This is a genomic window from Streptomyces sp. NPDC016851 (assembly GCF_055562795.1).
The window spans coordinates 36,252-57,655 of sequence record NZ_JBVHEP010000007.1 but is presented as its reverse complement, the minus strand read 5'-3'; the positions used below and the strand labels follow the sequence as shown (position 1 = coordinate 57,655).

Below are 21,404 nucleotides of genomic sequence, written 5' to 3'. Positions count from 1 at the left end.
CCTCCTTGACTGTTTAATTGCGAGGTCTGTGCAAGAACCTGACTACAGCAACAACGGGGTGAGGTCACATGTCGACCCGTCGGATACGAGGGGCCGCCGTCATGGCGGCGCTGGCCACGGCGGTCACCGCCTGCTCGGCCCCCAGCAGCGGCGGAGGCCAGGGCGACGGCACGTCCGCCGGCTCCGTCGTCATCGGGGTGGCCTCCGAGCCGGACACCCTCAGCCCGCTGCTCGGCTACGGCAAGGACGGCAACTCCAAGATCTTCGACGGGCTCCTCGCCCACGACGCCGGCCTGAAGCTGAAGCCCGCCCTGGCGGCCGCGCTGCCCGAGGTCACCGACGGCGGCCGCACCTACACCTACACCCTGCGCGACGGGGTCGAGTTCAGCGACGGCGAACCGCTCACGGCCGACGACGTCGTCTACACGTACCGCACCGCCCTCGACCCGAAGACCAACAACACCTTCAAGAGCGAGCTGGACGCCGTGAAGGAGGTCCGGGCGAGCGGCGACGACAAGGTCGTCTTCACACTCAAGTACCCCTACGCCCCCTTCGCCGCCCGCACGGTCCTGCCCATCGTCCCCGAGCACGTCGCGGGCGAGCAGGACCCCAACACCGGCTCCTTCAACACGAAGCCGGTCGGCACCGGCCCGTACGTCCTGGCGAACTGGAGCAAGGGCGAGAAGCTCACCTTCAAGGCCAACCCCCGCTACTGGGGCGGCGAGCCGAAGGTGAAGACCTTCACCATGGCGATCATCGGCGACGACAACGTACGCGCCACCCGGCTGCGCTCCGGCGACCTCGACGGCGCGGTCCTCCCGCCGAACCTCGCCGCCACGTTCAAGAGTGACGACGGCAAGCGCACCTACCAGGCCCGTTCCTACGACTTCCGGGCCGTCACCCTCCCCACCGCGAACAAGGTCACCGGCGACCGCGCGATCCGCCGGGCCCTCGACGCCGCCGTGGACCGCGAGGCCATGGTCGGCAAGATCCTCGACGGCGCCGGCCGCCCGGCGTACGGGCCGCTGCCCGCCGACGACCCCGCCTTCACGAAGGACATCGAACGCCCTCACGACCTCGGCAAGGCCGCGAAGATCCTGGACGAGGCCGGCTGGAAGCCCGGCGAGGACGGCATCCGCGTCAAGGACGGCAGGCGCGCGTCCTTCACCCTGCTCTACCCCTCCGGCGACAAGGTCCGCCAGGACCACGCCCTCGCCTACGCCTCCGACGCCAAGAAGGCCGGCATCGACGTGCGGGTCGAGAGCGCCACCTGGGAGGTCATCGAGCCGCGGATGAAGGACGACGCGGTCCTCGCGGGTTTCGGCAGCACCGGCGACCCCGACTTCGGCCTCTACACCCTGCTGCACTCCTCCCTCGCCGGCGACGGCTTCAACAACATGGCCCGCTACGACAACCCGGCCGTGGACCGCGCCCTCGACAACGGCCGCCGCAGCCAGGACCCGGCCGCGCGCAAGGCCGCCTACGACAAGCTCCAGCGCGCCCTCGTGCAGGACCCCGGCTACACCTTCCTCACCCACATCGACCACCTCTACGTCCTCGCCGACCGCTGGGACGGCCTGAGCACCCAGCTGGAGCCGCACGAGCACGGATTCGCCAGCGGACCCTGGTGGAACATCGAGGACTGGCAGCCGAAGAAGTGACCCGCCCGCCCTGGGGAGCGATGGCCCGGCTGGCGGGGCGGCGGGCGCTGTTCGCCGTCCCCGTCCTGCTCGTCGTCACCTTCGGTGTGTTCGCCATCGCCGCCGCCTCCCCCTTCGACCCCGTCAAGGGCTACGCCGGCACCGCCGCGCTCGGCGCCGACCAGCAGACGCTGGACCGGCTGCGCGAGAACCTCGGCGCCGACGAGCCCTTCGCCGCCCGCTGGTGGCACTGGCTGACCTCCGCGCTCACCGGCGACCTCGGCCACTCCAGCGTGCTGCGGCAGCCGGTCGCCCAGGTGATCGGCGAACGCCTCGTGTGGTCCGCGCTGCTCTGCGCGGTCGCCTTCGCCGCCGCCGTGCTGGTCGGCACGCTCCTCGGCGTGCTCGCCGCCCGCCGTCCCGGCTCGGCCGTCGACCGGACCGTCACGTCCCTCGCCTACACCCTGGAGGCGGCCCCCGTCTTCTGGATCGCGCTGCTCGCCATCTGGCTGTTCGCCCTGCAATGGGACGTCCTCCCGGCGGGCGGCCTGACCGACACCGGCAGCGAACAGGTCACGGCCGGACAGGTCGCGAGCCACCTGGTGCTGCCCGCCGGTGTCCTCGCGGTCTCCCAACTGCCGTGGTTCACGCTCTACGTCCGCCAGGGTGTCGGCGACGCCCTGGCGGAGGACCCCGTACGCGGCGCCCGCGCCCGCGGCCTGAGCGAACGCACCGTCCTGCTCGGGCACGCCCTGCGCTCCGGACTGCTGCCGGTGTTCACGCTCATCGGCTCCCGCGTGCCCGAACTCATCACCGGGGCCCTGCTGGTGGAGAGCGTCTTCAGCTGGCCGGGCATCGCGTCCGCCACCGTCGAGGCGGCCACCGCCGTCGACTTCCCGCTGCTCGCCGCCCTGACGACCCTGGCCACCGCCGCCGTGCTCGCCGGCAACCTGCTCGCCGACCTGCTCTACGGACTGTTCGACCCGAGGGTGAAGCTCAGTGACATGTGACGCACCGGCGCCCGCCGGTTCCCCGGCCGAGACCGAGTGGCGGTCGCACGGCCCGAAGCGCCGCTCCACCCGTGCCCTGCGCGTGCGCACCTCGGCCGTGCTGGTGGCCGCGACCGTGCTCGCCGTGCTGCTGGTGCCGCCGCTGGTCCAGCTCGACCAGCAGGCCGTCGACCTGGCCGCCAAGCTGGAACCGCCGTCCTGGGCCCACCCCTTCGGCACCGACGACGTCGGCCGCGACCTGCTGCTGCGCTGTGTCTACGGGCTGCGCGTCTCGCTGCTCGTCGGAGTGGCGGCGGCGCTGACGGCGACCGTGGTCGGCACGGCCGTGGGAGCGACGGCCGGTGCCCTGGGCGGCTGGGCCGACCGTGCGCTGATGCGGGTGGTCGACGCGTTCTCGTCCGTGCCGCATCTGCTGCTCGGCATCTTCATCGTCGCCATGTTCCGCCCCGGCGTCTGGCCGGTCGTGATCTCGGTCGCGCTCACCCACTGGCTGTCCACCGCGCGCATCGTCCGGGCCGAGGTGCTGTCCCTTCGCTCGCGGCCGTACGTCGACGCCGCGGTCTCCGGAGGGGCGTCGCGATGGCGGGTGACGGTACGGCACCTGCTGCCCGCCGTCCTTCCTCAAGCCGCCCTCGCCGCCGTGCTGATGGTGCCGCACGCCATGTGGCACGAGTCGGCGCTGTCGTTCCTCGGCCTCGGCCTGCCCACGCACACGGCGAGCCTCGGCACCCTGATCCAGACCGCCCGCGGTTCCCTCCTCGCCGGCCAGTGGTGGCCGACCCTCTTCCCGGGCCTCTTCCTCATCATCCCGACCCTCGCCATCGCCGGCCTCGCCGGCGCGTGGCGGGAGCGGATCAACCCCCGGCACCGATCGGAGCTGATGCTGTGAGCAGCGGAGTTGGGCCTGTGCCGGCTGGGGCTCCTGTGCCCCTGCCGGGTCGAGGCGGCCTTGTGCCGAGTGGCGGTGATCGTGCGTCGGGCGGAGGGGTTTCCGAGCCGGGCGGTGGCGGCCGTGTGCCGGGCGGTGGCGGTCCTGTCCCGGGTGTTGGCGGTTCTGTCCCGGGCCGAGGCGGCCGTGTGTCGGGCCGAGGTGGCTCAGTGTCGGACCGAGGCGGCCCTGGGCCGGGCGGTGGCGGTGCTGCGCCGCCCGCAGGGGCTCACCTGCCGACCGGAGAGGCACCCGTGCCGGGTGCGGATGATCCTGTACTGGCCGGAGCCGGTCCTGCGCCGACCAGAAATGCCCCCGGGTCGGCCGGAGGTGCCCCCGGGTTGGCCGGGGATGAGCCCGCGCCGGCCGGAGGTCACCCCGGCTTGGCCGGAGGTGCCCCCGGGTTGGCCGGGGATGAGCCCGCGCCGGCCGGAGGTGACCCCTGCTCGGCCGGAGGTCACCCCGGCTCGGCCGGAGGTGCCCCCGCGTCGGCCGGGGACGAGCCCGCGCCGACCGAAGGTGCAGGTGCCCCCGCATCGGCCCGCGGCATCCCCAGGCCCGCTGGAGTCGGGCGCACGGTCGCCCCGGGCTCCGGCATGAGCGCCGCGGGTGGGTCTGTGACCGCCGGAGGCGATCCCGTGCTGTCGGTGCGCGGGCTGTCCGTGCGGTTCCTGATGCCGGGCGGGCGACGTGTCGCCGCCGTCACCGGAGCACGGTTCGACGTGGCGGCGGGGGAGTGCCTGGCCCTGATCGGGGAGAGCGGCTGCGGCAAGTCCGTGCTCGCGTCCGCCCTGCTGGGGCTGCTCCCCGGCAACGCGCAGACCGCCGGGTCGGCCCTTCTCGGCGACCTGGACCTGCTCAGCGCCGACGAGCGGACCCTCGCCCGTACCGTGCGCGGCCGGCTGGTCGGACTCGTGCCGCAGAGCCCGGCCGCTCATCTCACACCCGTGCGCACGGTCCGCTCCCAACTGGAGGAGACGGTCGCCGCGCTGACCGCGACCCGCGGACGCGCCGCCCTGCGTGCCGCCGCCGAGGCCGCCGCCGAACGGGCCGCGTTCCCGGCCGACCACCTCGACCGCCACCCCCACGAGCTGTCCGGCGGCCTCGCCCAGCGAGCCGCCACCGCCCTCGCCCTCGTCGGTGACGCGCCCCTGCTGCTCGCCGACGAACCGACCACCGGACTCGACCGCGACCTGGTCGACCGTACGGTCGACGAACTGCGGCGGCACGTCGACGAACCGGGGCAGGCGAACGGAGCCGGACGGGCGCTGCTGATGATCACCCACGACCTGGCCGCCGCCGAACGCATCGCCGACCGGGTCGCCGTGATGTACGCGGGCCGGATCGTCGAACTGGCCGACGCCGCCGACTTCTTCGGCTCGCCCGGCCCCCGCCACCCCTACAGCCGCGGCCTGCTCCAGGCCCTCCCCGACCGTGCCTTCACGCCCATCCCCGGCATGCCGCCCGAACTCGGTGACCTGCCCGAGGGCTGCGCCTTCGCCGCCCGCTGCGACCGGGCCACCGACACCTGCGCCGCGCCGCCGCCGGCCGGCACGGTCGCCTGTCACCACCCGTACGTTCGGGAGGACGTCCGTGCTTGAACTGCGCTCCATCACCGCCGGATACACCAGGAACGCGCCGGTGGTCCGGGGGGTCTCCCTGACCGTGTCACCGGGCGAGGCCGTCGGCCTGCTCGGTCCGAGCGGCTGCGGCAAGTCGACCCTGGCGCGCGTCGCGGCACTGCTGCACCGGCCCGACTCGGGCACCCTCCTCCTCGACGGCGCACCCGTACGGAACTGGCGCCACCGCGCCCCGCGCGCCCTGCGCACGGCCTTCGGGGTCGTGTTCCAGCAGGCGCGGCTCTCCGCCGATCCCCGGCTGCCGCTCACCGATCTGATCGCCGAACCCCTGCGCGCCACCGGCCGCGGCAAGGAGATCCCCGAGAGGATCGCGGAGTTGGCGCCCGCCGTCGGCCTCACCCCGGACCTGCTGACCCGGCGGCCGCACGAGGTCAGCGACGGCCAGCTGCAGCGCGCCTGCCTCGCCCGCGCCCTGGTGCTGCGCCCCCGCCTGCTGGTGTGCGACGAGATGACCGCCATGCTCGACGCCTCCACCGCCGCCGCCCTGGTCGCGGCCGTCGAGGACTACCGTGCCGCGACCGGCGCCGCCCTGCTGGCCGTCGGCCACGACCGCACGCTGCTCGGCCGCTGGTGCGACCGCACGGTCCACTGGGAGAGCCTGGCCTGAGACGCGCTACTCCTGCGCGTGCCGGATGGCGTCCAGCACGATGTGCGCCACATGGTCGTCGGTGAGGGTGTACCGCGTCTCGCGGGCCTGACGCCGGGCGCTGACGATCCGGGACGTGCGCAGCACCCGCAGATGCTGGGAGACCAGCGGCTGGCTCACGCCCAGCGCGGTCACCAGCTCATGGACGTACTTGCCGCCGCCGGACAGTTCGCGCACGATCCCCAGCCGTACGGGCGAGGCCAGCGCGCGCAGCAGCTCGCTCGCCACCTGCAGGGTCTGGTCCGGCTCGTCCGTCGGAGGGAAGGGCGTCGTTGTCATATGCACACATTAGCATATGACAACGATTTCCAGTATGCCGGGCAGGTGCCTCGGTCATGCCGGGCGGGTGCCTCAGTGGTCGTCCCAGTGTCCCTCGTGGGCGGCGTGCCGGTGGCCGTCGTGCACGTAGTCGGTGTGGTCGTCGTGCCGCACGGCCATGTGGCCGCAGTTGTCGCCGTGCTGGTGGTCGTGGTTCTGGTGCACCGTGTGGCCGCCGTTCGCGCACTCGTCGACGTGGTCCTCGTGCATCCGGTGGATGTGGCCGTCGTGGGCGTAGTCCGTGTGGTCGCCGTGCGGGAAGGCGACGTGGCCGCAGTCGTCGCCGTGGGCGTGCGCGTGGTTGTCGTGGGTGAGGTGTTCGGCGGTGGTCATGGGGTGGCTCCTTGCGTGTGCTCGTGCTGCCCGCGGCGCTCCGGCCGGGGCTGTCATGGCGACATTAACATATAGCGATTCCTGCATGTATTGTCCGGGCGGCCGGCGCCGCCCGCGAGCCGGGGGCGGCGCAGGGGTGACGCCCGGGTCAGCGAACCGCGACGACCACGCAGCTGTCGCCGTACTGCCAGACCGGGCCCGCCGTGGCGAAGCCCGCCTGCCGCAGCAGCTCCAGATGGGCGGAGAGGGGCAGTTCGGCGGGGCGCCCGGTGCCCGCGGGCGCCTCGCGGCGGCGGCGCTCGGCGAGCAGGTCCGTCAGCTCGGGGTCGTCGGCGACGGCGGCCCACCAGGAGCCCCAGTCCTCGTGCGCGAACACCCGCTGCCGGTCCGCCCGGCACCGCCCGACATGGGCGGCGATCCCGGCCGGGCCCGTGTCGTCCTGGGGGAGGTGGTCGCCGTTGACCAGGACACCGCCGGGCCGCAGCAGCGCGGCGAGCTGCCGGTAGACGCGCAGCAGGGTGTCGCGGTCGAGGTAGTGCAGGGCCGTCGTGGAGACGGCCGCGTCCAAGGGCCGGTCCAGGTCCAGGGCCCAGGTCCAGCCGGGTGCGCCGATCTCGGCGTCGACGTAGCGGGCCGCGTCCGGGTGGTGGGTCCGGCCCAGCTCCAGCAGTACGGGATCCCGGTCCACGGCGACGATCTCCGCGTCCGGCAGCCGCCGGACCAGGCGGGCCGCCAGGGAACCGGGCCCGCAGCCCAGGTCGACGACGAGGGGGCGGGAACCCTGCCCGGCCGTCACGTGCTCGACGACATCGGCGATCACCGTGAACCGCTCCTCGCGGTCGACCGCGTACCGCCGCTGCTGGAGCTCCCAGCGCTCCACCCATCGCTCCGCCGTCGCCAGACTCAGCCCCATCCGGTCGCGCCACCTTGCCGTCTCGCACCTGATCCTTGCCGGTCCGAGCCTACAGGTGGAAACGGTTCCCATTATGCCTAGTTGGGGAGTCGCTTACGTCTAGTTGGGGGAGTCGCTGACGTCTGGTCGGGGAGTCACTGGAGAGAAGCCAGGACGGACAGCAGCCGGTCGATCTCCTCAACGGTGTTGTACACATGCAGACTCACCCGGACCGAACCGGTCTTCTCGCCCGCGTCGCCCTGGCAGTGGTTGTCCGAGCGGACCATGAAACCGTGGCTGAAGAGGATGAACCCCAGATCGCCCGAGTCGATGGCGCGATGCCGCAGGGTGACGATGCCCTGGCGCCGCTGCACGGTCGAGTCGGCGGCCAGGCTCAGCGGGCAGCCGAGGATCTCGTAGGCGTCCAGATGGCGCAGTCCCTCGGTGAGCCGGGCCGCCAGGGCGACCGTCCACTCCTCGACGCGCTCCAAGCCGGCAGCGTCCAGCCAGTCCAGGGCCGCTTCGAGCGAGGCGATCCCGACCGTGTTCGGGGTGCCGCTCCACCCGCCGGGCGTGAACGCCGGGCCGCGCCCCTGCCGGGCCCACACCGCCCCGGAACCGGGCAGGGCCAGCGCCTTGTGCCCGGAGAAGACGACGAAGTCGACGTCCAACTCGGCCACGGACACCGGCAGATGCCCGACACTCTGCGCCGCGTCCAGGCAGATCACCGCGTCCGGGCCGACCGCCCGGCGGATGCGCTGCACGTTCATGTCGCCGCCGTAGACATGGTGCACATGGGTGGTGGCGACGAACCGCGTGCGCGGCCCGGCCCGTTCGGCCAGCGCGCGGTGGTCGTAGTCCCCGGAGCCGCTCTGGTACGGCATCGGCACCACCCGGACGTGCGTGCCCTCGCGGGCGAGCAGCCGCTGGGCCTCCCGCCACGGCGCGAGGTTGGCCTGGTGGTCGGCGTCCGGTACGACGATCTCGTCGCCGTCGCGCAGGAACCCCGGCAGCCAGTCGCGGGCGATCGTGCGCAGCCCCTCGGTCGTGCCGCTCGTGAAGTGGACGGCGGAGCGCTCCGGTCGCCGGTCTCCGAGGAACCGGGCGACGCGCTCGCGGGTGCGCTCGACCAGCTCCGTCGTCCGGTTGGCCCATGTGTAGGTGCCGCGTGCCGCGTTGGCGTTGCTGGTGGTGAGGTACGTCTGCACGGCGTCCAGCACGGCCTGCGGCTTCTGCGCCGTCGCCGCGCTGTCCAGGTACGCCAGCTCCGGGTGCCCGGTGACGATGGGGAACTGGGCGCGCAGCGCCTGCTGCCACGCGAGCAGGTCCTCGCGGATCGCGGGTGCGGTCATGGCGGTCAGTCCCGCACCAGGGGCGCGCCCGCGTCCCGCCAGGCGATGATGCCGCCGGCCAGGCTGCGTACGCCGGGATGGCCCATCCGGGTCAGCAGCGCCGCGTACCGGGCGGACTGCTCGCCCACCGGGCACGCCAGCAGCACCGGACGGCTCCGGCTGAACGGCAGTCCGCCCTGGAGGAGTTCGGCGAACATCTCGTCGACGATGTTGACCGACCCGTCGATGTGCAGCGCCGCGTACGCGTAGGGGCTGCGCAGGTCGACCACGAGCGGCCCCTCGGAGTCGATCCACCGACGGGCCTCGGCCACCGTGACCGATGGCGCCCCGCCGACCTCCGCCTCGGTGAGATCGGCCGGCGAGTTCTTCCGGGGCGGCCGGCCCAGCAGGTCCGGCCGCCGCTGCCGGACGTAGCTCAGATAGCTCTCCACGCGGTCGCAGACGATGAACACCGCCGTCCGGCGCTCGGTCAACTCCTCGTCGACAGCGCGCAGATGACGGACGGCCCCGTGGTAGGCGGCACCGCCGGTGGGCCCGCCCAGGATGCCGCAGCGGCGGTTCAGGGTCAGCATCCCCTCGATCGCCTCGTCGGAGCTGACCGACTCCATCGTGTCGTACGTCTCCGGGTCGAACAGGCCGACCTCCTGCACCTCGTCGATGGTGCGGATCCCGGGAATGAAGTCGGACTTGGCCGCGACCAGCCCGACCACCCGCACCGAGGGGTCCTCCTCCCGCAGGGCGCGGGCCACACCCGTGGAGGAACCGGCCGTGCCCACGCAGGCGACGAACCAGTCCGGCACCCGGCCGTCCAGGTCCTTGACGATCTCCGGGCCGGTGCCGGTGAGATGCGCCTCGGTGTTGCGCGGGTTGAAGTACTGGTCGGTGTGGAGGTAGGCGCTGCCGGAGGCGGACAGCGTGCGGTGGAAGAGGGTCAGCGGATCGTCCGTCGCCGTCGGGTCCAGGCACTCGCTCTGCCCCGGCAGCTCCTCGATCTCCGCCCCGAGCAGCAGCAGGAGGTCCTTGATCTCCGGCACCCGCATCCGGTTGGTGACGCTCTTGAAGCCGAGGCCGTGCATGCCCGCCAGGACCGCCAGTGCCTTCGCCGTGTTGCCGCTGGACAACTCCACGACCTGGCTGCCCTGTTCGGCCGCCTCGGCCAGCAGCGGACGCGCCATGTTCCAGGCCGCCCGGTCCTTGACCGAGCCGAAGGGGTTGAGCATCTCCAGCTTCGCGAACAGGTCGATGTTGCGCAGGCCGTGCACGGCCGGGTCGATCCGTACCAGAGGGGTGTTGCCTATCGCATCGGTGATGCTGTCGTACCTCACTGGGCTCCCCCCGAGGGCGTGATCGGCCAGAACTGCTCGTCCAGGCACCAGCGCCAGGCGTCACCGTCCTGCCAGGCGGCGACCTTGCGGGCGGCGGGCTGGTGCTGGGCGCGGGTGGCGTGGAAGTCCATGGCGTAACCGGCGGTGTTGGCGAAGGCCAGCAGGTCGCCGGGGACCGGGCGGCGCGGCAGGAACACCGTGCGCCGCGTGATCAGATCGGTCTCCAGGCACAGGCCGCCGAAGAGGTGCACGGCGACGGGCCCCTCGCCCGGCCCGGCTCCGCTTCTGGGGACGACGACCGGGTCCATCAGCACTCCGTGGTCCTCCAGGGCGATGTCGTCCGCCTTCGCGGCCAGCCGTACGAGCAGTGCGCCGTCCGCCTCCTGGGAGCGGACCTCCAGCACCCTCGCCAGCGTCAGCCCGCACTGGTCCAGCAGCGCCCGGCCGGGCTCGCTGTACAGGTCGTACAGGTGCTCCAGCAGCAGGGAGGCCAGCGGGCGGCCGCCCAGCGAGGCGGCGGGCTGGGCCAGCAGTTCGTCGAGATAGGCCGCGCCGGCGACGGACCGGTGGGCGGGGTAGAGGCCGAGCGCGCCGCGCAGGGTGCCGGACTCGCCCCGCAGCCCGTAGCCGTGCCCGCCCCAGGTCAGCGGCGGGCGGCGGCCCAGGACGGCGGCCGTGAGAGCGCTCGTGTACGCCTCCCACTGCTCCCGCTCGGCCAGGTAACTGACACCGAACCCGCCCCCGATGTCCACGGCCCGGGGCCGCAACCCCCGGCTCCGGCACGCCTCCAGGGCCGCCAGGGACCCTTCGAGGGCGGTCGCCTTCTCCGCGACGCTCGTGGTGTCCAGGTGGTAGGCCACACCGGTCGGCTCGACCGCGTCGCCGTGCCGCTCGACCGCCTTCAGCAGGAGATCCAACTCCCGTACGGGCGTGCCGAACCGGCTGCGCCGGCTCAGCATCTTCACCCCCGACGTCTCGAAGCCCGACAGCCGCAGCAGCACCCGCACCGGGGCGAGCGCGTGCCCCCGCACCAGCGCGGCGAGCTGGTCCAGTTCGTCGACGCCGTCGACGCCGACCGTGACGCCCGTGCGGGCCGCGAGCCACAGGAACTCGGGGTTCTTCGGCCCCGTGGCCATGATCCGGTCGGCCGTGAAACCGGCCCCCAGCGCGTGCTGCAACTCGCCCAGCGACGCGACGTCCACGCCCGCGTCCGTGGCGGCGAGCCGGCGCAGCAGCGCGCTGGACCGGTTCGCCTTGTGGGCGTAGTAGACCTGGCCGGACAGGTGGTGTGCCCGGTACACGGACCGGAACCGCTCCAGGTTCTCGGCGATCTGGTCCGGCACCACGACGTGCAGGGGTGAGCCGAGCGCGTCGGTGAGCGAGTGCAGTGTCCCCGTCGCCGCCAGGAGCGACCCGAGCCGTGGTTCCAGTCGGGGTTCGAGATACAAGGGCCGGCCGTCCATGCGCGCTCCCTCCCCTGTAGCGGCTGTGCCCGGCATCCGGGCACGTCCGACACTCCCCGCGTTTCGCCGTATAGCCCATATCCATTCTTCGGTCGCTTTACGCCCTGTAAGGCCCGGGGCTGTCCCCGCGCCGGTGTGAAGCGGATCACGGTTCGGCCGGGCGGCGCGCGCCGGGCGCGGGGCCGAGGCATCCGCCGTTCGGCCGGGACTTCGCAGGTCGGGCCGGTGCGTCGGGGCCGTTCGGCCAAGGGGGGCGGCCCTCCGCCGCGACGCGGAGTGGGGTGCGGCCCGCGGCCCCCGCACCACAGGTCCGGGCCGGACGAGTTCGCGTGCCGGAACGGGGCGTACGCCCCCTGCCCGCGCCCGCCCCGGTGGTCCGGGAGGGGTCCCGGCAGGGCCTTCCTACCCTGGCGTCCCGCGCCGCCGCACCGGCGGACGGGGCGCAGTGGACCGGCGACGTCGCGGGTGGTTTCACCGGTGGGGAAGGTGCGTGAGCCCGTGCTCGACCGCACGCAGGACACGGCGACGGGCGTGGGCAGCGCCCTGCTCCGGCAGGGGCAGCGGATCAACTCGGCGCTCGTCGTGGACCGCAGGCTGGGCGAGGGCGCCTTCGCCGAGGTCTACCGGGTGCGGCACCACATCCTCGGCTGGCAGGCCCTGAAGCTGTTCAAGCACGTGGCCTCGCTGGAGGCGACGTCCCGGATGCTCGACGAGGCCCGGATCCTGTCCACCCTCGGACACCCCAACATCATCCGGGTGTTCGACGCCGGCACCGTGCAGACCTCCGAGGGCGTGCGCGGCTACATCACCATGGAGTACGTGGCGGGCGGCAGCCTGGAGCGGCTGGTGGAATCCCACGCGGGCGTGGTGCCCGTCGGCGAGGTGACCGCCGTGCTCCGGCAGGCCGCCGAGGGACTCGCCGTCGCCCACGAGCGGCCGCACCCCATCGTCCACCGCGACCTGTCCCTGGCCAACGTGCTCATCACCTACGACGAGACGGGACTGCGCGTGAAGGTCAGCGACTTCGGCCTGGCCAAGGAGACCGACCCGGGCACCATGGCGGCCAGCGCCCAGGGCACCGTCGCCTACATGCCGCCCGAGGTGCTGCGGCGCGGCAAGGGCTACGGGTGCCCGGGAGACGTGTGGGCGCTCGGCACCATCGTGTACTTCCTGCTCACCGGGCACTTCCCGTACGACGGCGGCGACCCGGTGCAGTCCTTCTCCCTGGAGCGGTTCACCCGGCCGTTGCAGCCGCCCCGCGCCTTCAACGACGACGTGGGTCCCGAACTGGACCGGCTCGTCACCGACATGCTGCGGACCGACCCGGCCGAGCGGCCCGCCACGGCCCGGGCCGTCGCCGACCGCGCGGCCGTTCTGCGCCCGGTACCCGGCCCCGGGGCGGCCACCGAGCCGGCCGAGCCGCCCGAGCCGGCGGAGTCCGCCGACGGGCTGGTCAAGGAGGCCACCGCGCTCTCCCGGGTGCCCGGCAGGCTCGGCGAGGCCGCCGACCTGCTGGAGGAGACCATCAGCCGCTACCCGCTGCTGCGGGAGCGGCATCTGACACGGCTCATGACCTGGCGCCGGGGGGTGATCATGTGACCACGCCGGTAAGGGAGTTCGACCGTTTCGAGGAACTGGCGGGCACACAGCTGTACCGCAGGAACGTCTTCGCCGTGACCGGCCTGCCCACCCGCGCGAGCGGACCGGCCGTGCGGCGGCACCGGCAGAAGGTGGAGGCGCGGCTGGCCGTCGAGGACAGCTGGCCCGGAGCCCCGGACCTGGCCCCGGCCGGCGGCTACGGCAAGGACGAGGTGCGGGCCTCCTTCGAGGGACTCCAGGACCCGCGCCGGCGCATGGTCGACGAACTGCTGTGGCTGTGGGGCACCCCGGACTCCGGCTGCGACTGCGACCCGGACGTGCACGAATGGCACGACGCCGCCGTGCTGCTGCACGCCCGGGTGCTGGAGGCGGAGACCGGGCGGTCACGGCTGCCCGTCGAGCAGCGGGCCTCCATGTGGGAGAACGTCGTGTCCGCCTGGGGCCACCTGCTGGCGGACGGGGCGCTGCGGCAGCACGTCCGGCACCGGATCAGGGCGCTCGGCGACCCCCGGCTCGACGAGAACGCCGCCGACGACCTCCTGGCCCGGCTGCCGCGACTGCTCGTCTCCCCCTTCCCCCAGCTCTTCGCCGAGCAGGCCACCGCCACCCGGCTGACGTCGGTCTGCTCGTCCTGGGCCGGCTTCCCGCCTTTCGCCGGCCTGTTCTCCGAGCTGTTCGAACACGCCGTGGAGGAGGCGTACGAGAAGATCCACGGCGACCTGCTGACGGCGGAGCGGGAGCGGGAGGCCGCCCACTACCGCGAGGCGTTCCTGCTGCTGCGCGACCGGGTGGTGCCCGGCTTCGAGGACATGGCGCCGCTAAAACCGTTCGTCTCCGACTGGCGCTACGACGAGACCGCCCACATCGTCGCCGTCGGGCTGAACAACCTCGCGGTCGACCTCCTCGGCGTCTCCGTGCAGCGCCCGCCGAGCGCCTCACGGCGCGAGGAGATGCTCTGGCTCGCGGAGAAGGCCTACGAGATCGGCCCGGACCGCGACTCGGCCGGGCTGAAGGAGAACTGGGAGTTCATCTACGACCACCTCACGGGCACCGGCCGCAGCCCCGCGCGGGCCGGACGGCCGTTCCCCTGGTTCTGGTTCCTCCTGGTGCTCGTCGTCATCGGCGGCTCGGTCGCGGGCCTGATCCAGGTCTACGGCATCGTCCCCGTGCTCATCATCGGGCTCGGCGGCATCGGCGTACTCGGCTACTTCGTCCAGATGGTGGTGGCCTTCGCCGACGCCGCGCGCAGCGTACGGAGGAGAAAATGAGCGTCCCCTCAGGACGGAGAGGCGGGTCCGGCCGTGGCAGCCGGGTGCGCGCCGCCCTCGGCCAGCTGCGGCACCCGCCCGAGTTCCGCGTCCCGCCGCCGTTCCTCGACACCGGCCAGGCCGACTGGCTCGCGGACGTACTCGCCGACGTCGGGACGGCCACGGACGAGCCCGCCGCGGCCGGCGCGGACGCCCGCACGCTGCTCGCCGCCGCCACCGGCATCTGGCGCGCCCAGCGCAAGCTGAACCAGCGCGCCGGCGAACTGTCGGCCGCCGACCTCAGGCAGGTGCGCCGCTACGTCCAGGCCGGCCGGCAGGCACTCGCCGACGGCGGACTGGAGATCCAGGAGCACGACGGCGCCCCCTTCGACCCGGGCCAGTCCCTCGAAGTCCTCGCCTTCCAGGACGAACCCGGCCTGACCCACGAGGTGGTGCTGGAGACCCTCCGGCCCAGCGTCTACTACCGCGGCGAGCGGATCCAGATGGGGCAGGTCGTCGTCGGCCGGCCCGCACCCGGCCCCACCCACGGCATGTGAACGACCAAGGAGACGACCCCCATGCGCGAGACCATCGACTTCGGCATCGACCTCGGCACCACCAACAGCGCCATCGCGGTGGCGGACGACGACGGCGTACGCGTCATCAAGAACAACGACGGCTGGGACTGCACCCCGTCCGCCGTGTGGATGCCCAAGCCGGACGTGATCCACGTGGGCCGCCGCGCCCGCGAGCGCACCGACACCCAGCCCGACGACGCGCACGCCGAGTTCAAACTGGAGATGGGCGTGGCCGGATACCACCGGCGGTTCGGCCGCGCCCAAGTGTCCCTCACCCCCGAGCAGCTCTCCGCCGAAGTCCTCAAGTCCCTGCGCCAGGACGCCGCCCACGACACCGGCAGCCCGCCGGAGGCGGCCGTGATCACCGTGCCCGCCTCCTTCGCGCTGCACCAGAACAGCGCCACGTCCGCCGCCGCGGCCCTCGCCGGGCTCGGCGAGCACTGCCCCCTGGTCCAGGAACCGACCGCCGCCGCCATCGCGTACGGCGTGCAGGACGCCTCGGAGTCCACCCACTGGATGGTGTTCGACCTGGGCGGCGGCACCTTCGACGCGGCCGTGATGAGCAAGCGCGACGGTGAACTGCAACTGCTCCAGCACGCCGGCGACCCGCGCCTGGGCGGCAAACTCATCGACTGGGCCATCGTGGAGGACCTGCTCGTGCCCGCCGTCCGGCGCGACCTCGGCCTGCCGGACTTCGCCCGGCGCGACAACCGCTGGCGGGCGAGCTTCGCCAAGCTCAAACTGGCCGCGGAGGACGCCAAGATCGAGCTGTCCCGGCGCGACACCTACGACATCGTCCTCGACCTCGCCGACGGCGAAGGCGGCACCACCCCCTTCGAGTACACCCTCACCCGGGGCGCCCTCGACGACCTCGCCCAGCCCTTCTACACCCGCGCGATCAAGCTCTGCCGGGACGCCCTCGCGGAGAGCTCGCTCAGGCCCGACCACATCGACCGGCTGCTGCTCGTCGGCGGGGCGACCCTCGCCCCCGGGCTGCGCGACCTGCTGGCCGACCCCGTGGAAGGCCTCGGCATCCAGCTCGACCACACCCAGGACCCGACCACCGTGGTGGCGCGCGGCGCCGCCCTCTTCGCCCGTACCGTGCGGACGCCCAGCAAGCCGCGCACGGCGGCCCCGGGCGAGTTCACCGTGGAACTCCACTACGAACCCCAGTCGCTGGAGACCACCGGCATCCCCGTCTCCGGGCGGATCAGCGGCGGCACCGCCGTGCCCGACTGGACCCGGTACACCGTCACCCTCACCAACCCCGACGGCCACCCGCCCTTCCGGGGACCGCAGACCACCCTCACCCGCGACGGCGCCTTCTACACCGAGGTGACCATCGACTCCGGCACCCGCTCCCGGTTCACCGTGGAACTCTCCGACGGCACCGGCACCCGGCAGCGGCTCGCCCCGGACACCCTGTCGATCACGCACGCCCAGGTGCTGCCCGGCGACGCCGTCCTCACCAGCACCCTCGGCATCGGCAAGGCCGACGGCTCCTTCGCGCCGATGCTGCGCAAGGGCACCGCCCTGCCGACCTCCATCACCAAGACGTTCGAGACGTCCATCCCGCTGCGCCGCTCCCAGCCCGACGCCGTCATCCGCATCCCGCTGCTGGAGGGCGAACGCCGGCGCGCCGACCGCAACACCCGCGTCGGGCTGCTGGAGATCCGGCCCCGGGACGTCCGCTTCGACCTGCCCGCGCAGACGCCCGTCGAGGTGACCTTCGAGATCAACGCCACGAACCGGGAAGTCACCGTCACCGCCGACATCCCCGTCGCCGACGCCCAGTTCGAGGCGACCATCGACCGCTCCCAGCTGGTGGCGCCCACGCACGACGAACTCGTCGACCGGCTGCACGACCTGGAGCAGCGCACGCACGCCCTGCGGGAACGCGCCGAGGACGTGCACTCCGAGCAGGCCCTCACCCAACTCGACGACCTGTCCGACGAGAAGGCCTTCGTCCACCTGCGCAAGGAGGTCGACGCCGCGGCCGTCGACACGGGGGCGGCCGGTACCAGCGACCGGCGCATCCGCGACCTGGAGGCCCAGCTCGACGACGTCGAGGAGGCCATCGACATCCCCGGCCTCCAGCACGAGCTGTGGGACCTCCTCAACAACTGCGAGGACCTCATCGAACAGACCGGCGGCGGACCGGCCGAACGCCGCGAACTGGAGAACCTGCGCACCCGCGCGACCAGCGCCGGCGAGGACGGCAGCCCGGCCGGACTGCGCCGGCTCGCCGACCGGGTGCGCGACTTCCAGGTCGACCTCCTGCGCCGCAGCGACCAGTGGGACTTCCTCGTCTTCCACTCCCTCGTCGAACTGCGCGACGAGATGACCTCCCGCGCCCAGGCCGACGCCGCGATCGCCGACGGCCGCCGAGCCGTCGCCGCGGGCGACCGCACGGCCCTGTCCGCCGTCAACCAGCGCCTGCGCCGCCTGCTGCCTCCGGGGGTCTCGGAGGAGCGGCGGATCGGCGGGGTGCAGGAGAGCCGGTGAGCCACATGAGCGACCGGACGGGCGTCCTCGACGTCGTACTGCTGGTGTCACGGGCCCGGGGGCTCGCCCGGTCCGGGGAACTGGACGGTGCCCTGCGGCTGTTGCGGGAGGCCGAGGCCACGGACTCCGGCGGCCATCGGGACGTGCTCGACCTGCGGGCACGGGTGCACGCGCAGCGCGGCGAGACCGCCGAGGCGGCGGAGTGCTGGCGACGGGTCCTGGCACGGCACCCGCAGGACCCGGCGGCCGAAGCGGGACTCGCCCGGCTCGGCCGCACCGGGCCGGTGGCGGCGCTCGGCCGTCACCGGGCCCGTACGGCCCTGGTCGCGGCGGCGTGCGTGACCGCCGTCGTGGCCGGGGTGCTCACCACCCTGGACGGCCCACGCCCGGCCCGGGCGGACACCGACCGGGCGGCGGGCGGCCCCCGGAACCCCCGCGCGAGCGCCACGGCGGAAGGCGGGCAGGGTCCAGGAGGCGGCGCCGGTGCCACCGCGGAAGGCGGGCAGGAGAAGGACGCGGCGGCCGAGGCCCGTCGGGCCGCCGCGCTCGCCGATGCCCTGCGCGCCCCCGGCCGGCGCGTCACGGTGCACGGCGATTCCGTCGAAGTCGCCTTCACCCGGGGCCTGTTCTCCGAAGGCGCTCAACTCACTCCGGCGGGAGCCCGGCACCTGGCCCTGCTCGGTGAACGGCTGGCCGGACGGCACCTGCCTGTCACCGTGCACGGCCACGCGGCCACCGTCCCCGGCGCCCCCCGCGGCGGCGGCTCCGTCGTCGCGCTGTGGCGCGCCCTGGTCGCCGCCCGGGAACTCGCCGCCGCGAGCGGCGAACCCCTCACGGCGTTCACCACGGACAGCGCGGACCAGCGCGACGCCCCGTACCCGGACCCGGCCCGCAACCGCACGGTCACCCTCGTGATCACACCCGAGTGAGGGCCCTGGCCGGAGAATGCCTACGGCTGCCCCGCGGTCGACCCGTCCAGGAGTCCGGGAGTGTCCGGGGTGTCGTCCATCAGGTCGAGGTCCGGCGGCACGAGTGTCGTCGACTCGACCAGGCCCTTGAGCAGGTTGTGCAGCAGCGTGTTGTCGTAGGGCCGCCGCTCCGCCGTCCTGTCGTGCACGAGCGGGTACTTGAAGCCGGTGCCGTGCAGACGGTGGCGCACCACCTCGATGCGGTGCTCGATCCTGCGCTCCGTCCAGTTGCCGTCCGGACGCAGATGGACGAGCTGCCGGGCCGCCATGGAGTACGTCAGGGGCCGCGGGTCCTCCTCGTACAGCAGGTACCGCTGGCCGAGGACGACCAGCAGCAGCCGTTCGTCGTCGTCGAGCGCCCAGGTCTCCGGCCGCAGGGTCTCGGCCCGGCGGCGTGACACCGGCCCCTGGTCGTCGTGGTCGGCCACGTACAGCTCGATCAGGTGCTCGCGGTAGCCGGAGCCCTTCACGAACAGCGGGGTGTAGCCGGCGGCGAGGGGGACCGGCTCGGTGGTGGTGTGCATCATCCGGCCGCGCGGCAGCCGCACCAGCTGCTTCCCGGTGTTGCGCAGCCACCACTGCCCCTGCAGATACGTCAGTTCCCCGTGCCGGCGGCTCACCCGCAGGTCGTCCACGCCGACCTCCAGGTCCACGTCCGGCCGCTCGCCCCGCCCGAAGCGGACGGTCAGGCCCGGACGCGGCGGAGCACACAGGTCGCCGCTGACCGTGCGCGCGTGCAGGGTGCCGGGCGCGGTGGGCGCGACACCGCGCGCGAGGCTGGCGGAGAAGGTCATCGCTGGTCTCCTCGATGCGTGGGCGTGCAACTCGTCCCGGACGTACCCGACAGCATGGGCCGACCGGCTCGGGACCCCTCCCCGCGGCTTACGGGCCTCAGCGCGTCCGCAGCTTCGCGGCCGCGGAGGCGGCGAGTTCCGTGGCCAGATGGCACAGTTCGGCGCTGGACCGCTGCCCGCCGACGTGCAGCCGCAGCATCTCGACGGCGGTCTCGGCGTCCCGGCCGCCGTACTCGCGGTACGGGACGAAGACCGTGCAGGTGTCCTCACCGTTGCCCTCCGGCTCGACGACGGCGTCGTAGCCGCTGAGCCGGACGACGCGGCCGTCGCGTGAGGACTTGGGCTCGTCGCGGAAGAAGGCGATCTGCGCCTCCAGGTCGTCGACGTCGCTGAACCACTCGCAGTCCCAGTCCGCGACACCGGCCTCCGGCACGTCGGCCTTGATGCCGGGGACGACGGACAGCGCCTCGGCGTCGAGCAGCGCGCAGGCGCTCGTCCAGGCCAGCGAGGCGGCCGGATAGGGCGGGGAACGGCGGGGGAGCGGGCCGCGGTTGAGGACCTCGGCCGCGCTGCGGGCGGCGGTGTCGGCGACCGCGCACAGCGCCGCGGACCCGCCCGCCACCGTGCCGTGCCCCACGTCGACACGGACCCCTACGAACATGTCGCCGCCGGTGCCGCCCCTGCCGGTGCCGGTCTCGTCGCCGGCGGCGGGCGCGTCGTCCCGCGACAGCAGCAGCCCGCACTCGCCCTTCTTCGGCGGCGCCTCCCGTACGGCGATGCCCCCGATGGTCCTGACCGGGTCCGACGCCTCGGGCGGCGAGCCCCGGCGCAACTGGACCGACACGTCGATACGGGACCTGTCGTCCGGGTGGACGAGCACGTCGCAGCGGTCGAAGTTGCCGTAGTCGAGGTCGACTTCGCTCTCCCCGAACCGGCCGAGCGCGTCGGCGTCGGCCAGGGCGCACACGTCGGCGGTGCGCGGATCACCGATCAGGGCCCGCGTCCCGCCGTTCGAGGGGTCCTTCGGCAACTGTCTCCCGACGGAACCGCGGGGGCGGTTGCCGCCGTCACCCTGCTCGTCGCCGTTCCCGGGAAGGACGACGAGACCCAGGACGATCGCCGCGCCGACGCCGAGGGCCGTCGTGATCAGGGCAGCACGGCGTCGCCTGCGCGGGCGCCCGCCGTCGGGCGGGGCGGGACGGCCGTGCAGGTCCGGCGTCCGGTGTTCCGCCACGGCCGCCAGCAGCCGCCCGGCCTCGGCCGCGTCGGGGCGCTGCCGCGGATCGCGCCGCAGCATGGCGTCGAGCACGGGGCGGAGGGGGCCCACCGCATCGGCGTCCATCGCGACGACGCCCTGCTCGGCCTTCCAGTACGTCAGACGGTCCTGGTCCTCCCCGGCGGCCCCCGACCCGGCACCGTCCGCTCCGGGCTCGCCGCCGCGCGGCGGGGCACCGGTGACCAGGGCGTGGAGGGTGGCGGCCAGGCAGAACACGTCGGAGGCGGGCAGGGGGACGTTTCCCCGGGCCAGCTCGGGGGCGGCGTAGTCCGGGGTGAAGCTGTAGGGCCCGTTGGCCGTGATGGTCTCGCTGCCACCGGCCCGGTAGGCGGCACCGAAGTCCAGCAGCTTCGCGGCACCGCGCCGGGTGAGGCCGACGTTGGCGGGCTTGACGTCGCAGTGGACGATGCCCGCCTCGTGCAACGCGGCGAGCGCGTCGGCGAGCTGGGCCCCGATCCGGGCCACGCGCTCGGGGCTCATGGGCGACTGCCGGTCGAGGCCGCCGCCGGGCACGTACTCCATGACGAACCAGTACGTGCCACCCGCGCCCACGTCGGTGCCCCCGTCCGCGTCCCCCTCCGGGGGCACCGTGACGACGTCGAACAGCGTCACGACATGGGGATGATCACGGAACTTGGCCAGGGCGCGCGGCTCGCCCAGCAGCCGCCGCACCGCGGTCTCGCGGTCGCCCTCGACCCGCTCCGGCTTCAGGGCGACGTCCTGCCCCACCACCGTGTCGTGGGCCAGCCACACGTCGCCGCCGCGCCCTGCGCCGATGACCTCCTTGAGGACATAGCGGTCGGCGAACTCGTCTCCGGGACGCACGTTGTTCTCCCCCTCGCATCGGCCCAGAACGCGCGCCGCCACCCACGCGCGCGTAGAGCGAACCT

18 protein-coding genes are annotated in these 21,404 nt (G+C 73.6%); 10 read left to right on the top strand and 8 right to left on the bottom strand.

The features are described from left to right. The first annotated feature begins 68 nt into the window (after positions 1-68). The 5 genes from ACZ3I3_RS13395 to ACZ3I3_RS13375 all read left to right on the top strand — a co-directional run bounded on the left by ACZ3I3_RS13395 (position 69) and on the right by ACZ3I3_RS13375 (position 5,825). Positions 69-1,661: an ABC transporter substrate-binding protein gene (locus tag ACZ3I3_RS13395; RefSeq protein ID WP_467364609.1), complete on the top strand. Its 1,593-nt coding sequence runs from the start codon at positions 69-71 to the stop codon at positions 1,659-1,661. 20 nt (positions 1,662-1,681) lie between these two features. Continuing rightward, positions 1,682-2,650 (top strand): ABC transporter permease, encoded by a 969-nt coding sequence (locus tag ACZ3I3_RS13390; protein WP_467364982.1) that lies wholly within the window; start codon positions 1,682-1,684, stop codon positions 2,648-2,650. Next, positions 2,640-3,539: an ABC transporter permease gene (locus ACZ3I3_RS13385; RefSeq protein WP_467364607.1), complete on the top strand. Its 900-nt coding sequence runs from the start codon at positions 2,640-2,642 to the stop codon at positions 3,537-3,539. Before ACZ3I3_RS13390 ends, ACZ3I3_RS13385 begins: the two co-directional genes overlap by 11 nt. A 635-nt stretch (positions 3,540-4,174) precedes the next feature. After that, entirely contained in the window at positions 4,175-5,179 is a 1,005-nt protein-coding gene (locus tag ACZ3I3_RS13380; protein WP_467364605.1) for an ABC transporter ATP-binding protein, read from the top strand. Beyond that, on the top strand, positions 5,172-5,825 hold the full coding sequence (locus ACZ3I3_RS13375; protein WP_467364603.1) for an ABC transporter ATP-binding protein: 654 nt from the start codon (positions 5,172-5,174) through the stop codon (positions 5,823-5,825). The genes ACZ3I3_RS13380 and ACZ3I3_RS13375 overlap by 8 nt, the downstream gene beginning before the upstream one ends. 6 nt (positions 5,826-5,831) lie before the next feature. Here the strand turns inward: ACZ3I3_RS13375 and ACZ3I3_RS13370 are convergent, their stop codons facing one another. The 6 genes from ACZ3I3_RS13370 to ACZ3I3_RS13345 all read right to left on the bottom strand — a co-directional run bounded on the left by ACZ3I3_RS13370 (position 5,832) and on the right by ACZ3I3_RS13345 (position 11,547). After that, positions 5,832-6,143, bottom strand: coding sequence for an ArsR/SmtB family transcription factor (locus ACZ3I3_RS13370; protein WP_467364601.1), 312 nt, complete (start codon positions 6,141-6,143; stop codon positions 5,832-5,834). Positions 6,144-6,215: 72 nt separating this feature from the next. Next, on the bottom strand, positions 6,216-6,515 hold the full coding sequence (locus tag ACZ3I3_RS13365; protein ID WP_467364599.1) for a hypothetical protein: 300 nt from the start codon (positions 6,513-6,515) through the stop codon (positions 6,216-6,218). 148 nt (positions 6,516-6,663) lie between these two features. After that, a complete protein-coding gene (locus ACZ3I3_RS13360; protein WP_467364598.1) occupies positions 6,664-7,428 on the bottom strand; it encodes a class I SAM-dependent methyltransferase in 765 nt (254 codons plus the stop codon). A 134-nt stretch (positions 7,429-7,562) separates the two neighbouring features. Beyond that, entirely contained in the window at positions 7,563-8,759 is a 1,197-nt protein-coding gene (locus ACZ3I3_RS13355) for an aminotransferase class V-fold PLP-dependent enzyme (RefSeq protein WP_467364596.1), read from the bottom strand. 5 nt (positions 8,760-8,764) lie between these two features. After that, positions 8,765-10,084 carry a pyridoxal-phosphate dependent enzyme gene (locus tag ACZ3I3_RS13350; protein ID WP_467364594.1) on the bottom strand — a complete coding sequence of 440 codons (1,320 nt, stop codon included), beginning with the start codon at positions 10,082-10,084 and terminating at the stop codon, positions 8,765-8,767. Continuing rightward, the gene (locus tag ACZ3I3_RS13345; protein ID WP_467364592.1) at positions 10,081-11,547 is read right to left on the bottom strand and encodes a Y4yA family PLP-dependent enzyme; all 1,467 of its coding nucleotides are present in this window, start codon (positions 11,545-11,547) and stop codon (positions 10,081-10,083) included. The genes ACZ3I3_RS13350 and ACZ3I3_RS13345 overlap by 4 nt, the downstream gene beginning before the upstream one ends. A gap of 498 nt (positions 11,548-12,045) precedes the next feature. On the opposite strand from ACZ3I3_RS13345, the gene ACZ3I3_RS13340 reads away from it, so the two are divergent. Genes ACZ3I3_RS13340 through ACZ3I3_RS13320 form a run of 5 tightly spaced genes read left to right on the top strand, consistent with a single transcriptional unit; the run spans position 12,046 to position 18,405 of the window. Continuing rightward, a complete protein-coding gene (locus tag ACZ3I3_RS13340; protein ID WP_467364590.1) occupies positions 12,046-13,146 on the top strand; it encodes a serine/threonine-protein kinase in 1,101 nt (366 codons plus the stop codon). Beyond that, the gene (locus ACZ3I3_RS13335; protein ID WP_467364589.1) at positions 13,143-14,414 is read left to right on the top strand and encodes a hypothetical protein; all 1,272 of its coding nucleotides are present in this window, start codon (positions 13,143-13,145) and stop codon (positions 14,412-14,414) included. Before ACZ3I3_RS13340 ends, ACZ3I3_RS13335 begins: the two co-directional genes overlap by 4 nt. After that, positions 14,411-14,950 (top strand): hypothetical protein, encoded by a 540-nt coding sequence (locus tag ACZ3I3_RS13330; RefSeq protein ID WP_467364588.1) that lies wholly within the window; start codon positions 14,411-14,413, stop codon positions 14,948-14,950. Before ACZ3I3_RS13335 ends, ACZ3I3_RS13330 begins: the two co-directional genes overlap by 4 nt. A gap of 21 nt (positions 14,951-14,971) precedes the next feature. Then, the gene (locus tag ACZ3I3_RS13325; protein WP_467364587.1) at positions 14,972-17,476 is read left to right on the top strand and encodes an Hsp70 family protein; all 2,505 of its coding nucleotides are present in this window, start codon (positions 14,972-14,974) and stop codon (positions 17,474-17,476) included. A 5-nt stretch (positions 17,477-17,481) separates the two neighbouring features. After that, entirely contained in the window at positions 17,482-18,405 is a 924-nt protein-coding gene (locus tag ACZ3I3_RS13320) for a tetratricopeptide repeat protein (protein ID WP_467364980.1), read from the top strand. Positions 18,406-18,425: 20 nt separating this feature from the next. On the opposite strand, the gene ACZ3I3_RS13315 is transcribed toward ACZ3I3_RS13320, so the two are convergent. Together ACZ3I3_RS13315 and ACZ3I3_RS13310 are read right to left on the bottom strand one after the other, a co-directional pair. After that, entirely contained in the window at positions 18,426-19,238 is an 813-nt protein-coding gene (locus tag ACZ3I3_RS13315) for an FHA domain-containing protein (protein WP_467364586.1), read from the bottom strand. A gap of 97 nt (positions 19,239-19,335) precedes the next feature. After that, positions 19,336-21,339 carry a serine/threonine-protein kinase gene (locus tag ACZ3I3_RS13310; RefSeq protein ID WP_467364585.1) on the bottom strand — a complete coding sequence of 668 codons (2,004 nt, stop codon included), beginning with the start codon at positions 21,337-21,339 and terminating at the stop codon, positions 19,336-19,338. Positions 21,340-21,404: the final 65 nt, after the last annotated feature.

Coding starts and splice junctions, on each gene's coding strand:
- ACZ3I3_RS13395 (WP_467364609.1), top strand. CDS start 69: ATGTCGACCCGTCGGATACGAGGGGCCGCCGTCATGGCGGCGCTGGCC.
- ACZ3I3_RS13390 (WP_467364982.1), top strand. CDS start 1,682: ATGGCCCGGCTGGCGGGGCGGCGGGCGCTGTTCGCCGTCCCCGTCCTG.
- ACZ3I3_RS13380 (WP_467364605.1), top strand. CDS start 4,175: ATGAGCGCCGCGGGTGGGTCTGTGACCGCCGGAGGCGATCCCGTGCTG.
- ACZ3I3_RS13370 (WP_467364601.1), bottom strand. CDS start 6,143: ATGACAACGACGCCCTTCCCTCCGACGGACGAGCCGGACCAGACCCTG.
- ACZ3I3_RS13365 (WP_467364599.1), bottom strand. CDS start 6,515: ATGACCACCGCCGAACACCTCACCCACGACAACCACGCGCACGCCCAC.
- ACZ3I3_RS13360 (WP_467364598.1), bottom strand. CDS start 7,428: ATGGGGCTGAGTCTGGCGACGGCGGAGCGATGGGTGGAGCGCTGGGAG.
- ACZ3I3_RS13355 (WP_467364596.1), bottom strand. CDS start 8,759: ATGACCGCACCCGCGATCCGCGAGGACCTGCTCGCGTGGCAGCAGGCG.
- ACZ3I3_RS13345 (WP_467364592.1), bottom strand. CDS start 11,547: ATGGACGGCCGGCCCTTGTATCTCGAACCCCGACTGGAACCACGGCTC.
- ACZ3I3_RS13330 (WP_467364588.1), top strand. CDS start 14,411: ATGAGCGTCCCCTCAGGACGGAGAGGCGGGTCCGGCCGTGGCAGCCGG.
- ACZ3I3_RS13325 (WP_467364587.1), top strand. CDS start 14,972: ATGCGCGAGACCATCGACTTCGGCATCGACCTCGGCACCACCAACAGC.
- ACZ3I3_RS13320 (WP_467364980.1), top strand. CDS start 17,482: ATGAGCGACCGGACGGGCGTCCTCGACGTCGTACTGCTGGTGTCACGG.
- ACZ3I3_RS13315 (WP_467364586.1), bottom strand. CDS start 19,238: ATGACCTTCTCCGCCAGCCTCGCGCGCGGTGTCGCGCCCACCGCGCCC.